A 12,819-nucleotide genomic window follows, 5' to 3' on the forward strand; every position below is an offset into this window, starting at 1 on the left:
GTGGGTGGGCCTCCCGCGCGTGGTTCGGTCAGCCGTCGACCTCCGCGTCGGCCACGCCGGTGATCCGGTGCAGGGCGAAGGTGCGCACCGTGTCGCCCTGGTGGTCGTAGGCGGTGACGAAGCCGCCGGCGACCCGCAGCGGGGCGATCAGCCGGCGCCCCCCGCCGCCCTCGGTGTCCAGGTAGCCGATCCACACCTGCTCGCCGCCGAGCGCGGCCGCCTGGAGGGCCGCCAGCGTCTCGGCGGGCGTGCCGCGCGGCAGCTCCCCGGGCCGCAGCCGCGCCGCGCCGTTCCGGCTCCCGGCTCCGGCGCCGGAGCCCGCCCCGGAGCCGCCCAGGGCGGGGGCGGCGGCGCCGCGCTGCTGCGCCGACCCGCCCTCGCCGGCCCGGACGGCCCGCACCACGGCCCGCAGCAGCACCTCGTCCGGCGGCGCCGGGCTGTCCGGCACCGGCGCGGGCGGGGTGCGGGGCGGGGTGCGCCGGCGGTCCGGGCGGTTGATCACGACGTCCCCGGCGTCCGACTCGGCCGCCGGGGCGTAGCCCATCTCCCGCAACCGCTCCAGCACGACGTCCGGCGCGGCCGCCGCCGCCAGCACGGTCGGGGCCAGGCGGCGCAGGCCCAGGTGGAGGGCGCGGCGGTCCGTGACGATCTCGGCCAGCAGCGCCTCGTCGTCGCAGCGCAGGTAGGCCGAGGCGGCGCCGACGCGCAGCCGCCCGTGCCGGCGCGCCACGTCGTCGATCAGGTAGGCGAGCGGCTGCGGCAGCGGCGTGCGGGAGTGCTCGGCCAGGAAGTCGCGCAGCTCCGCCGCGGTGCGCCCGGCGTCCAGCGCGCGGCGCACCGACTCGGGGGTGAAGCGGTAGACGGTGGCGCCGCCCTTGGACTCGATGTCCGCGGCCAGCGCCATCGCCGCCGCCAGGTCGCCGCGCAGCGGGCCGGGGGCGATGGCCGTCAGGTCCGCCTGGAGCAGCACGTGATCGAGCGGTTCGGGGAGCAGCGGGGCCAGCAGGCGGGCCGCGGTGGCCGCCCGCCGGACGGTGTCGGCCCGCTCGTGGGCGCCGGCCAGGTCGGCGATCCGGGCGACGGCCGCGTTCTCGGCCCCTTCGCCGCCCTCGGCCGCGTCCCCGGCCGCCGCCTCCGCCACCAGCCGGGACAGCTCGGCCAGCACAGTCGACTCGCCGGCGCCCTCGGCCTGCGGGCCTTCCGCCTGCGGGGCTTCCGCCTGCGGGGCTTCCGCCCGCGGGCTCCCCGGCCCGGGGCCGTCCGGCAGCAGCGCGCGGGCGAACGAGGAGAGGGCGCCGCGGCCGGTGACGCCCAGCCAGGCCGCCTCCCGCACCGTCCAGCGCACCAGGTCGTCGCGGAGGGTGCCGCGTCCCGCGCCGGTGGTGGCGGGGACGGCGCTGCCGTCGCGCTCGGTGGGCACCCCGGCGGGCGTCACGGTGCGGGCCCGGCTGGCCCGGAGCGGGCGGTACCAGCCGACCACCTCGACCAACTGCTCGGCGGTCAGTGCCGCACCGGGGCCGGCCTGGGCCAGCAGGCCGAGGGTGAGCGCCCGGATCTCCGGGGCGGGCCCCCGGTCCAGGCCGGGGCCGAGCACGCCGAGCACCCGCCCGCGCCCGTCCCGGCCGCCCACCGGCCCGCTGCTGCGGGTCGCGGACAGCCAGGGCGTCACCAGCGCCGTCCACCGCCGCTCGGCGGGCAGCGCCAGCCAGGCGTCGTAGGCGGGGGTGGGCGCGTAGCTCTCGTCGTCCTCGCCGTCCGAGGCCACCAGCCCGGCGGCGTAGGCGACCTCCAGCCAGAACGCCGCCTCCGCCTCGGTGAGGTCCAGCGCGGCGGCGGTGCGCCGCAGGTCGCGGACGCCGAGTCCGCCGGCGCGCAGCACGGGCGGGCCGGCCGACGTCCAGTCCTCCAGCAGTTCCTCCACCACGCGCAGGGCGGCGAACGCCTGCCCGGCCGCGGCGGCGTCCACCGTCGCCGGATCGTGCCGGGTGGGCGGTGGCGTGGGCGGGGCCGGGTGCAGCTCCCGGTGGGCCCGGCCGCCGCGCAGGTGCAGGCCGACCTCCCGGGGCAGCACCACGGAGCGGCGGCCGAACGGGATCAGCAGGGCGTGGGCCAGCAGCCACTCCACCGGCGTGCCGGCCTGCTCCGCCGAGACCGGGCGGGTGGCGTCCTGGACGCTGCCCAGCGGCGGACCCCACACCAGGCGGGCCAGCACCCGCATGGCGCCCTCCGGAGCCTGCGCGATCAGCGCGCCGAGCCGGTCGCGGTCCCGGAACAGGTCGGTGATGGCGGCCACGGCGCTGACCGGGTCCGGGGTGGGCGGCAGGCCCAGGTCCGCCAGCATCTGCTGGAGCCGCGCCGGCGACATCCCGGCGGTGCACTCGGCCAGCGTGGGGCCGAGACCGGTCGGCGAGGCGGCCAGGGCGGGCGCCGCCGCGGGCTGCCCGGAGGCCGTCGGGGTGCCGGGGGAGGAGGGCAGCGGCGGCGGGGCGAGCATGTCCCGGACGGTCCGGATCAGGTGCAGCGCGTCCGGCGGCCCCCACAGCAGGGCCTGCGCGCGCAGCCGGCCCAGGGCGTCGGCCAGCGGGGCGTCCAGCTCGGCGGCGGTGGGGGCGGGCACGGCGGCGGGGCCGGTCGGGGCGCCGCCGGTCGTGGTGCCGCCGGCCGTGCCGGTTGCGCCGCCGGGCGTGCCGCCGGCCCCCTCGGGTGGGACGGCGGGGCGGGAGCCGTCGCCCACCAGCAGGTGCAGCAGCGTCTCGTGCGAGGTGCCGTCCGGGGCGACGGCCAGCGCCTCGGCGACCTCCAGGGTGAAGCGGTCCAGGCGCTCCAGGGCGCGGATCACGGAGGTGCGGGTGCTGGCGCGGGTGGCGAGCTGGGTGAGATCGGCGGGGATCGGCGAGAGCAGGTCCGGGCGCGCGCGGAGCACGGCGGCCAGGGCGTCGTCACCACGGGCGCGTAGGTCCTCGGCGAGGGTGCGCGGCGCCGGTCGCCGCAGGGGCTGCTCGGTTGGCCGGGTGGTCATTCCGTCCAGCCTAGAGCCTGTGGTGGGGTGCGCGGGATGGCGAGCGGAATCGACGCCCGTGCGTGCCCCGCGGGGCGGCGTTCCGGGCCGGGGCGGGGTGGGCGGGAGCGGCCCGTGCCGGTGGCCGTGCGGGTGCGGCGAATACCGGCGGATGGCCGGACGGTGCGGGAGCATGATGGTCTGTCGGCGCGGTGCCGGGCCTTGCTGGGGCGTGAGAGGAGCGGTGGAGATCGCGATGAGCGTCGAGGGCGACAAGCTGGTCTACGACTACCTCAGCCGGGTCGCCGACCTGGCCCGTGGCGAGCTGCCGCCCGACCGCCGCATCCGGCTGGTGGCGCGGCTGCGCGAGGAGATCGACGGCGCCCTCGGGCCGACCCCCAGCACCGGCGCGGTCCGGCGGGTGCTCGGCCGCCTCGGCGAACCGGAGGCGGTGGTGCGCCGGGAGGCGACCGGGGGCGGGGGAGCGGGAGCGGCCGAGGGGTTCGACCCGGCGCCGCTTCGTCCACAGCCTGTGGACAACGGTGGCGGTGGCGGAGGCGGCGAGCAGCCGTCGCCCCGCCGTAGGCCGGGCGGGCTCGGCGGGGCGCTGCGGCTGCCGCGCCAGTCGTCCGGGCCACGCGAGCGCGGCGCGGACGACGCCGGGGCCGCTCCGGCGGAGCCCGCCGACGCCCCCCGGCTACCGGCCCAGGCCGGCGAGCCGTCCGCCGGACCGTCGCCGTCGTTGCCCTTCGGGGAGGCCGGGCCTGAACCGGGCGGTGGCGCGCGCTGGGACTCGGTCACCTGGGCGGAGGCGCTCAAGGCCGGCAAACTGGGCCCGATCGTCCCGCAGACCGAACTCGACCCGACCCAGCCGGGCGAAGCGCGGCTGCTCCCCACCAGCATGCCGGGGGTCGTCGGCGGCCTGATCGTGCCCGCGGCGAACCCGGTGAAGGACGACGTTCCGGAGAAGCCCGGCGACCAGGGCACGCCGGCCGGCAAGGACGCGGCCGACCAGGCCAAGGACGGCGCCCCCGCCGGACGCCGGCCCGGACCCGGCCGCCGACTCGCCCGCGCCGTCTTCGGCGCGGGCCGCCGAGGGGGCGGGGCCTCCGGCGAAGCGGCCGGGCCGCGCCGGCTGTTCCTCACCGAGTGGCTCGCGGTCGGCCTGCTGGTCGCCGGTGCCGTCTGGCCGGCCGTCGTGCTGAGCTTCGGCGGCTGGGTGCTGGCGTACCTGTCCACGTCGCTGCGCGTCTGGGAGGCGCGGGCGGCGTCGATCGGCGTCCCACTGCTCACGGTGGGCGGAGCGGCGGCCCTGTACTGGGCCCGCACCACGGGCCGCCTGGGCGAGGTCTACACCGAAGCCCAGGCCGACGCCTACGTGCAGGCGGCCATGAGCACAGTGCCGCGCGTAGCCGCCGTCCTCTCGGCGATCTTCCTCCTCTGGCGGATCACCCGCGGCCGTTGAGAGTGGGGGAGCAACGTTGTTCCCTTGGTGCGCAGGTGCCGGGATCGGTCGGCGGGCAGTCGTGGGTGGCGGCTGCTGGGCAGTGGCGGCCTGGTAGGAAGTGCGGGACGTCGGCGCGCAGTTTCTCCCACCGCGGGCCGCCGATGATGTGCCCCAGGGGTTCCTGGAGGATGTTGCCGAGCGGTGTCGTTCGTGTGCTGGGGCAGCCGACCACGCTGCCGTCGGACAGCACGAGGGCTCGGCGGTCGGCGCACCGTCCGCACGGGTCCGCTGGCGGTGAGGTGTGGTGGGGCATTCGGATCGTGGTGATCTCCCGGACTCCGAGAGAGCGTAGTTCTGCCGCCGCGTTGTCCACACGCTGTGCTGAGTGGCACTGGAGGACGCGAACGCGGATCCGTACGCCTTTCAGGAAAGCGGCGGCCACGTTCAGGCGTACACGGGCGTATGCGCCGGTGTCGCCCACGATGGCGTCGTGCTCCTCGGGAAGATCGCTGTAGTAGGGGGCTACGAGCGTCACGCCCGGGTGGCGGAAGAGGTCCCACAGCTCGCTGCGGATCGGCATGGCCAGTCCGGTTTCGACGATGGTCCTGCGGCGTGTGTGGATCGCGTGTCGTAGCAGGGACTGGAATGCGGGGTGTGCCATGGGTTCACCGCCGACGAACCGTAGTCGGGGGATGCCGATCACGGCGGCCTGTTCGATGACGGTCTTCCAGGAGCTGGGGGTCATGCCCGAGATGGTTCTCGGCGGAACTCGGGCGCAGCGCTGACGCTGGAGCGGGCAGTGTCCGGCGATCTCCAGGTCGAGTAGATCGAGAGGGGGTGCCGTGGTGCTGTGGGGCACGCTCTTCCAATCGAGTCGGGGACGGTGGGACGGCTGCGGAAGGCCCGTCTCGGCCGTGGTCGGGCGGGGCCGGGACCGGTGGTCAGGGGGCGGCGGACTGGGCCGCGTCCACCATGGGGCAGTGGCCTGCCAGCAGCAGGCGGTGCCGCGCGGCGTCCGCGAGCAGCCGTTCGACGTCGTCTCGGTCTCGCAGCGTGCCGGTCACGGGGGCGGTGACGATGGCGAGGGTGGCGCCGCCGCGGTTCCGTGCTGCCCGGGTCCAACCGCGCGGGACTTCGGGGGTCATGGCGCGTTCCTCCGGGCCCGGTCCGTGGTCGAGGGCGAGAGTGCCGTTGGGGGTCAACCAGCAGCGCGGCCACGTGCTCAGCAGCACGCTCCGGGCTGGGTGGAGGCCGAGGACGACGGCGAGCGTCTCCATGCGGCCGTGGACCCGCCCAGCCGGGGTGAGGGTGTCCCTGCTGATCAGGGTGAGCATGGGGATGCGGGGGTCCCTGGGGCCGCGTAGGTAGGGGAGGGCCTGGACCTGCCACCACAGGTGCGGTGGGGCCAGCGTGGCGGTCATGAGGGATCTCCGCAGCCCGAGCAGAACCGCACCTTCCACCGGTTACCGAACATGTCGTGGACGGCGGTCGGGCGAGTCCGAACGTCTACCTGCCCGCAGCAGTTCACGCATACCGCCCCGGTCCTCTCCGGGACGGTCAGTGCCCGGGCAATGGTGGGCGGTAAAGGGGGCACGCGGCCCGATTCCTGCTCGGGCGTGAGGGTCATGAAGCCTCCTTGGCTGTGAGTGACCACCACATTGCCCAGAGAGAGAGGCGTCGCACGATGACAATCCGTGTGCCACTTGCCCGTCACACCCTGACATTCCGGTCCACTGACGGCATCTCAGCTATACGCTGTGCATGCTTGATGCGACAGGGGGTGAAAGTGAACGCCTCGCGCAACATCGTCTTGGCCGGGCTGATGGCTCAGCACGGCCTGAGTGCCGCCCAACTCGCGCAGGAGGTCAACCAGAAGGCTTTTGAGCTGTACCAGGGCCATGTTGGTACCACGGAGCGACACGTGCGCCGCTGGTTGTCCGGCCAGGTGCGCTGGCCTCAACGGCGCTACCGGGAAGCTCTGACGGTCCTGTTCGAACGCCCAGCGAGCGAACTCGGCTTCACTGCTCCCGCGACGAGGAGATCTTCCAGCGCGGCGGACTCCGGGGTTACCGTGCCGGTACTCCCAGTTGCCCCTGCCCAGAGAGAGCAGCCCGTGCTCCGCCGAGAGTTCCTGGTCACGTCCAGTGCCGCCCTCGCCATCCCCCCGCTCCCGACCACAGGGCGCCTCGGCATGCCCGACATCGAGCGCATCCGCAGCACCGCCGCACAACTGCATGCCCTTGATGACCAACTCGGGGGCGCCGTCGTCGTTGAAGCCGGACGCGATCTCTTCGAGCACGTCGAGGGTGCGATGCGCCGATGCGTTTACGGTTCCACGGTGCAACCGCATCTCCACCGCGTCCTCGGGGAGATCGCCGCCAGCGTGGGCTGGTTCGCCTACGACGCCGGCCACCACGCCACCGCACGACGCTGGTGGGACACCGGACTCCGCCACGCGCTCCTTGCGCGCCATCCCCTTCTCCAGGCACGCATCTGGGCCTACATGTCGCGCCAAGCCTGCGACCTCGGGCACGGCGCGGAGGCCGCTGCCATCGCACGAGTAGCGATCGACGTAACCCGCCGCCATCGAGATGGCAAGTTGTCCGCGCTTCTGCACACCCGGATCGCTCTGGCCAATGCCGTCCAAGGCCACAGCGGGTGGAGCAACCGCGCGCTTCACCACGCCGAGCAGGCATTCGATCGAGCTGCCGATACCCCGCCGCCGTGGCTCGCCTTCTGCACCCCGGCGGAACTACTGGCACAGGCCGCCCTGTGCAGCTCCACACTCGGTGACTACGCCCGCGCGGCTCAACTCCGACAACACGAGGATGCCCAGCCGCGCCAGAGGTTCCGTCGGAACGCCTTCGGGCACACGACCCATCTCGCGCAGTGCCTCCTGCACTCGGGACAAGCCGAGCAGGCCTTCGCCACTGCCGACCAGGCACGCGAGATGCTGCCTCACGTCCACTCCCCGCGATGGGCCAACCGGCTTGCCGCGTTCCGGGACGAAGCAGTCGAGCGGCGCTTGCCAGGCGCCGACGACTTCGCCGAGCAGTACGACCTCACAGTGGCCGCGATCGAAAGGGCACGGACATGAGCCGAACCTTGGCCGTCAGTCTGTACACCAAGGGGCAGTTCGAGAGCATACGAGTCACGCTCGTGGATACCTATGCCGAGGTTTACGCCCGCGAAGCCGCCTCGGACCTGTTCTTCTCACTGGAGCGCTTCGAGGAGCGGCTCATCAGCCACGCATCGGCGCCCGGGTGGCGCTGCGCCATCGGTGAGGTCGATGGCGAAACCGTCGGCTACGCCTACGGTGCGCCGCTCGCGGCGAGTACCCGGTGGTGGCGAGGTCTCACCACCCCTGTCGACGACGAACTGATCCGCGAAGACGGCCGCCGGACACTAGGCCTGTTCGAGATCATGCTGCGCACGCCATGGCGAGGCCAGGGAATAGCCCACACCATCCACAACGAACTCGTGGAGAGCGGCCCTGAGGAACGGGTCTCCCTCTGCGTCGAACGCGCTCACCCCCGCGTGCGCGTCCTGTACGAAAGCTGGGGGTACCGGCAGATCGGGGAACTGCTCCCGTTTCCTGACGCACCACTGTACGACGCCATGATCCTTGATCGCCGCCCGCTCCCTTTCCGCCAGTAACGCACCGGGAACCGTCGGCGGAACTCGGCGTTACGGTCGCATCCCCGCGACCGGCTAGGAGGCAGCCATGGCCGACACGGACCGAGAGAGCACCCTGTGGACGCTACGCAAAGCCCGCGGCTGGACCCAGCAGGATCTGGTCGACCAGTTCCAAGAGACCGCGGCCCGGCTCGGTCGCCCCATTGGCATCAGCCTCCGAACGGTCTCCCGCTGGGAGTCGGGCAATCCTCCGTGGCCCAACGTGGAGGCACAGCGGGTGCTGGAGAAGTTGTTCTGCCTCCCCATCAGCCAGTTGGGATTCGTCGCGACTGGGGACACTGTCTCCCCGTCCGTCCCGGCCAAAGCGGAGCAGTCCGATGTCGGCCCCGCCACCATGGACTCGCTGCACCAAGCGGTTGATCAGCTATGCCGCGAATACCCATCCGCCGCCTCAGACACTCTGCACCAGCAGGCCCGTGGCTGGTTGAACTACACCACCCGGCTGCTCCATGGGCGCACAACTCTCGCCGAGCACCGCGAACTCCTCGTCATCGTCGGGTGGTTGTTCTTGCTGTGCGGGTGCCTGGAGCACGACATGGGACAGCGCCGCACGGCCGAGTTGTCCCGTGCCGCGGCAGCACGGATCGGCGCCGAGACCGGGCATGGGGAGATCACCGCCTGGTCCTGGGAGATGGCGGCCTGGTTCGCACTGACCCAGGAGCGGTACGGCGACGCGCTTGCGGCGGCCCAGGCGGGGCGGCGCCCTGCGAGCGGCCATTCGGTCGCCGTCCAACTCCTGGCCCAGGAGGCGAAAGCCCACGCACGGATGGGCTCGCCCATCGACGTGCGGAAAGCACTGGACCACGGTCGCGGCCTGCTGGACCGCCTGCCACGGCCAGCACACCCGGAGCACCATTTCGTGATTGACCCGGACAAGTGGGATTTCTACGAGATGGACGCCTACCGCCTTCTGGGAGACGACGCCCGCGCCGGCGCGCACGCGGCCGAGGTGATCCGGCTCGGTACCCGCGCGGATGGCACCACCCGATCCCCGATGCGGGTAGCCGAGGCGCGTCTCACGCTCGGCGTCGGGTCAGCACGCTCTGGAGAACTGGAGGAGGCCGTCGACAACGGGATGGCGGCCTTCGAACCCGCGCGGAAGTCACTGCCGTCGCTGCTGCTGGTCGGCAGCGAGTTGGATGCGGAGCTGCAAGCGCGGTATCCGCGCGAGGTGGCCACTCGGGATTATCGGGAGCACCTGCGGGCCCTCGCCACTGTCGCGCGCCGCGCACTGGAGGCGTGAGGCGCGGCTGATCGCCCCGCAGCCGGCCACCGCCGAACGGGTGACACCGCGCCCGGCGTGCGCCGGGGGCGCGCCACCGTGCCCGCTCCCCGCCCCACCCCGGGCCCAGCCAGGATGATCGCCACCCACCCGACAAGGAGGCCATCATGGGCAAGCACGGCGACGGCAAGGGCGGCTCGGCCGGCGACGGCAAGCAGGGCCCTCAGGAATCCGACGGCCAGTGGCCGCCCGCCCACCCCCCGCACGGCGGTGGCGGCGGCAGCGGCGGCAACTCCGGGCAGGGCTCCGGCAGCGGAAGCGGCGGCCAGTGACGCCCGACGACCTGGCGCCCGATTGGCGCAAGGCGTGGTCGGCGGTGGATCGGGCCCAGTTCATCCCGCCGGTCATCTGGGCGACCACCCCCGACGGCTACCGGCGGATCGACCGGGCCGACGAGCCCGACGTCTGGGAAGCCGCCGTCGACCAGGACCAGCCGCTCGTCACCCAGCTCGATGACGGCGCCGAGGACGGACCCGGCACGCCGACCAGTTCGGCCAGCATGCCGTCGCTGGTGGCGCGGATGCTCGATGTTCTGTCCGTGCGGGACGGTCACCGGGTGCTGGAGATCGGCACGGCGACCGGCTACAGCGCCGCGTTGCTGTCCGAGCGGCTCGGCGACGACCACGTCACCACCATCGAGGTGGACCCCGTCCTGGCCGAGGCCGGGCGCCTCGCGCTGCACGCCGCGGGTTACCACCCCACGGTCGTCACCGGTGACGGAACGGCCGGCCACCCGCCGTCCGCGCCGTTCGACCGGATCATCAGCACCGCCGCCGTTCGCCGTGTGCCCCCGGCCTGGCTGGAACAGTGCCGCCCGAACGGAGTCATCGTCACCCCGTGGGGCACCGCCTACAACAACAGCGGCCTGCTCCGTCTGGAGACGGACTGGGCCGGCGGTGCGAGCGGTTGGTTCGTAGACAACGTGGCGTTCATGTGGGTTCGCGGCCAGCGCCGCGCCACCCACGGCCGGCGCCTGTTCGGCGACCTGGTCCGCGACGAACACGAGCAGCAGGCCGAGCACTCCACCACCGGGGTGCACCCCGGCGAGGTCGGCGCCGAGCACCCGGACTTCGCCATCGGCCTCCAGCTTCCCGACGTCGACCGGCGAGTGTACTGGGGCAGTGGGGACGCGGCCGACGAGTACACCGTGTGGTACCTCGCCGAGGACGGCGAGTCCTGGGCGAGTGTGGACTACGCCCCCGGCATGACGGAGTTCCCGGTGGCGCAGTGGGGCCGGCGCCGCCTGTACGACGAGGTGACGGCGGCCTACCGGGTCTGGATCGACTGGGGGCGCCCGTGGCGCGAGCAGTTCGGCCTGGCGGTCACGCCCACTGGGCGGCAGCGGGTGTGGCTGTCAGACCCCGACAATCTGGTCGCCGAGGTCTGACACCAGGGAGAGACAGCGGCCAAGCCTCACCCTTCCACGCCCGCCCCACTCCCCACCCTGAGTGCGTCGACGGCCAGGCGGGCGGTCTGGCCGATGGCGGCGTCGGCTGCTGGGAGGTTGACGGCGGTGGAGGCGGAGCGGGTGAAGACGGCGACGGCGTAGCGGCCGCCGTCCGGGTACTCCACCACGCCCACCTCGTGGCGGAGGGTGGGCAGGCTGCCGGTCTTGCCGGAGACGCGTACGTCGTCGAAGGGGAAGCCGGAGGCGAGGCGGTGCGGCCACACCTGGAGGGCCAGCAGGCGGCGGACCTGGTCGCCGTAGGGGGGCGGGCAGGCCTCGTCGCGCCACACGGCGGCGAGCAGGCGGGTCATGTCGCGGGCGGTGGCGCGGTTGGTGTGGTGCGGGTCGAGGGCGCGCAGCCGGGCGACGACGGCCGGGTCGGCGAGCGCGGCCGGCCCTGCGCCGCCGGTGTCCTCGGCGATGGTGGCGAAGAGCTCGCCGACCCGGTGCACGGCGACGGTGTGGGTCAGGCCCAGGTCGGCCATGGCCTGGTTGATGGCGGGCGTGCCGACGCGGGCCCACAGGGCGTCGGCGGCGGCGTTGTCGCTGACGGTGATGGCGAGCAGGGCGAGGTCGCGCAGCGAGATGGTGACCGGGTCGGCCATGGCGCTCAGCCCGGTGGGGCCCGAGGTGCGGTCGTGCGGGTTGACCTCGATCCGCTCGGCGAGGTCGATCCGGCCCTCGGCGGCCAGCCGGTGCAGGGTCACCACCAGGCAGAGCTTGTGGACGCTGGAGGTGCTCACCGGCGTGTCCGCGTCGACCGCCAGCTCCGCCCCGGTGTCGACGTCCCTGGCGTGCAGCCAGCCGGTCACCCCGGCCGCGGCGAAGGCGGCCCGGATGCGCGCGCGGGCGCGGGTGGGCGCCCCCGGTGGTGGGGTGGGCGTGCCCGACGGTGGGGTGGGCCGGCTGCTCACGTGAGGAACTCCGAGGTGGGCCGCGGGTGGACGGGGCGGTCGGGAATGTCCGCGGTCGTCCCGGCATGTTCGCACAGCGCGCGTAGCACCACCGCGGCGAAGGCCCGCACGGCGGGGGAGCCGCCGCCGGAGGGCCAGGCGGTGGACAGCCGCCAGGCGAGCGGCGCGCCGGCCAGGGGGCGCCAGACCGTGCCCGGCCCGGCGCCCGGCGTGTGCGGTGCGAACGCCACCGCCTCGCCGGAGGCCACCAGGCCGTGCACGAACTGCGGGTTCTCCGCCTCCCGCACCTCGGCCGGGGTGTAGCCGTGGCGGGCGCAGGTGGTGAGGATCTCGTCGTGCAGGCCGGGGGCCTTGGCGCGCGGGAAGAGGACGAGCGCGGAGCCGGCGAGGTCGGCCAGGCGCACCGGGCCGGACGGCGGCCCGAGGGCGGAGGCGCCAGGCGTGGAGGAGGCGCCAGGCGCGGACGCGGAGGCGCCCGGCGTGGCCGTCGCGGCGGTCAGCACGCCCAGCGGCCGGCGCAGCAGCGGCCCGAGCTCCAGCCCGGTCAGGTCGCAGGGGTGCTGCACCAGCCCGACGTCCAGCGAGCGGTCGGCGAGCCGGGCCAGCTGGTCGGTGGTGCCGAGTTCGTGGAGGTCGAGCTGGACACCGGGCGAGGTCGTCCGGAAACCGGTGAGGACGGCGGTGACGGCGGCGGCCCCGGTGTCCGGCAGGACGGCGGCGCGCAGCGTGCCGACCTCGCCGCGCCGGGCCCGGTCAGCCGTGGCGAACAGGGCGTCGGCGCTCTCCAGCAGCCGGGTGGCGTCGGCGAGCAGCAGCCGGCCGGCGGGGGTGACGCTGACTCCGCGGCTGCCGCGGTCGAACAGCCGCACGCCCAGCTCGCGCTCCAGGCGCTGGATACGCTGTGACAGCGGCGGCTGTGCCATGCCCAGCCGCGCCGCGGCGTGGCCGAAGTGGCCTTCCTCCGCCACGGCGAGGAAGCAGCGCAGATGCCGGATCAGGTCCATGACCAGGAACGATATCCGAAGCGTTATCGCC

General features: G+C 74.3%; 11 protein-coding genes. 6 read left to right on the plus strand and 5 right to left on the minus strand.

The annotated features are described in order from the left end of the window. Positions 1–28 precede the first annotated feature (28 nt). Positions 29–3,019 carry a helicase-associated domain-containing protein gene (locus FHU37_RS23175; protein WP_179816625.1) on the minus strand — a complete coding sequence of 997 codons (2,991 nt, stop codon included), beginning with the start codon at positions 3,017–3,019 and terminating at the stop codon, positions 29–31. 223 nt (positions 3,020–3,242) lie between these two features. On the opposite strand from FHU37_RS23175, the gene FHU37_RS23180 reads away from it, so the two are divergent. Beyond that, positions 3,243–4,463 carry an HAAS signaling domain-containing protein gene (locus FHU37_RS23180; protein ID WP_179816626.1) on the plus strand — a complete coding sequence of 407 codons (1,221 nt, stop codon included), beginning with the start codon at positions 3,243–3,245 and terminating at the stop codon, positions 4,461–4,463. Here the strand turns inward: FHU37_RS23180 and FHU37_RS23185 are convergent. Together FHU37_RS23185 and FHU37_RS23190 are read right to left on the minus strand one after the other, a co-directional pair. Beyond that, a complete protein-coding gene (locus FHU37_RS23185) occupies positions 4,447–5,190 on the minus strand; it encodes a radical SAM/SPASM domain-containing protein (protein WP_179816627.1) in 744 nt (247 codons plus the stop codon). The two genes, FHU37_RS23180 and FHU37_RS23185, sit on opposite strands and share 17 nt — an antisense overlap. Before the next feature lie 196 nt (positions 5,191–5,386). Further along, positions 5,387–5,866, minus strand: a complete 480-nt coding sequence (locus tag FHU37_RS23190; protein ID WP_179816628.1) for a hypothetical protein — start codon at positions 5,864–5,866, stop codon at positions 5,387–5,389. 347 nt (positions 5,867–6,213) lie between these two features. Here FHU37_RS23190 and FHU37_RS23195 point away from each other — a divergent pair, with 347 nt between their 5' ends. From FHU37_RS23195 to FHU37_RS23215, 5 genes are all read left to right on the plus strand, one after another. Further along, positions 6,214–7,542 (plus strand): NsdA family TPR-like regulatory protein, encoded by a 1,329-nt coding sequence (locus tag FHU37_RS23195; RefSeq protein WP_179816629.1) that lies wholly within the window; start codon positions 6,214–6,216, stop codon positions 7,540–7,542. After that, a complete protein-coding gene (locus FHU37_RS23200) occupies positions 7,539–8,102 on the plus strand; it encodes a GNAT family N-acetyltransferase (protein WP_246451243.1) in 564 nt (187 codons plus the stop codon). The genes FHU37_RS23195 and FHU37_RS23200 overlap by 4 nt, the downstream gene beginning before the upstream one ends. A gap of 67 nt (positions 8,103–8,169) precedes the next feature. Next, positions 8,170–9,384: a helix-turn-helix transcriptional regulator gene (locus tag FHU37_RS28600; protein ID WP_179816630.1), complete on the plus strand. Its 1,215-nt coding sequence runs from the start codon at positions 8,170–8,172 to the stop codon at positions 9,382–9,384. 146 nt (positions 9,385–9,530) lie between these two features. Further along, complete coding sequence (locus FHU37_RS23210; RefSeq protein WP_179816488.1) at positions 9,531–9,695, plus strand: hypothetical protein; 165 nt, start codon at positions 9,531–9,533, stop codon at positions 9,693–9,695. Then, positions 9,692–10,810, plus strand: coding sequence for a methyltransferase domain-containing protein (locus tag FHU37_RS23215; protein WP_312892814.1), 1,119 nt, complete (start codon positions 9,692–9,694; stop codon positions 10,808–10,810). Before FHU37_RS23210 ends, FHU37_RS23215 begins: the two co-directional genes overlap by 4 nt. 26 nt (positions 10,811–10,836) lie before the next feature. On the opposite strand, the gene FHU37_RS23220 is transcribed toward FHU37_RS23215, so the two are convergent. After that, positions 10,837–11,784 carry a serine hydrolase gene (locus FHU37_RS23220; protein ID WP_179816631.1) on the minus strand — a complete coding sequence of 316 codons (948 nt, stop codon included), beginning with the start codon at positions 11,782–11,784 and terminating at the stop codon, positions 10,837–10,839. Then, the gene (locus tag FHU37_RS23225) at positions 11,781–12,788 is read right to left on the minus strand and encodes a LysR family transcriptional regulator (RefSeq protein WP_179816632.1); all 1,008 of its coding nucleotides are present in this window, start codon (positions 12,786–12,788) and stop codon (positions 11,781–11,783) included. The genes FHU37_RS23220 and FHU37_RS23225 overlap by 4 nt, the downstream gene beginning before the upstream one ends. Positions 12,789–12,819 lie beyond the last annotated feature (31 nt).

Origin of the sequence: Allostreptomyces psammosilenae (genome assembly GCF_013407765.1) — a bacterium.
In the GTDB taxonomy this organism is placed as follows: Bacteria; Actinomycetota; Actinomycetes; order Streptomycetales; family Streptomycetaceae; genus Allostreptomyces; species Allostreptomyces psammosilenae.

Coding starts and splice junctions, on each gene's coding strand:
- FHU37_RS28600 (WP_179816630.1), top strand. CDS start 8,170: ATGGCCGACACGGACCGAGAGAGCACCCTGTGGACGCTACGCAAAGCC.
- FHU37_RS23195 (WP_179816629.1), top strand. CDS start 6,214: ATGCGACAGGGGGTGAAAGTGAACGCCTCGCGCAACATCGTCTTGGCC.
- FHU37_RS23190 (WP_179816628.1), bottom strand. CDS start 5,866: ATGACCGCCACGCTGGCCCCACCGCACCTGTGGTGGCAGGTCCAGGCC.
- FHU37_RS23175 (WP_179816625.1), bottom strand. CDS start 3,019: ATGACCACCCGGCCAACCGAGCAGCCCCTGCGGCGACCGGCGCCGCGC.
- FHU37_RS23185 (WP_179816627.1), bottom strand. CDS start 5,190: ATGACCCCCAGCTCCTGGAAGACCGTCATCGAACAGGCCGCCGTGATC.
- FHU37_RS23200 (WP_246451243.1), top strand. CDS start 7,539: ATGAGCCGAACCTTGGCCGTCAGTCTGTACACCAAGGGGCAGTTCGAG.
- FHU37_RS23225 (WP_179816632.1), bottom strand. CDS start 12,788: ATGGACCTGATCCGGCATCTGCGCTGCTTCCTCGCCGTGGCGGAGGAA.
- FHU37_RS23210 (WP_179816488.1), top strand. CDS start 9,531: ATGGGCAAGCACGGCGACGGCAAGGGCGGCTCGGCCGGCGACGGCAAG.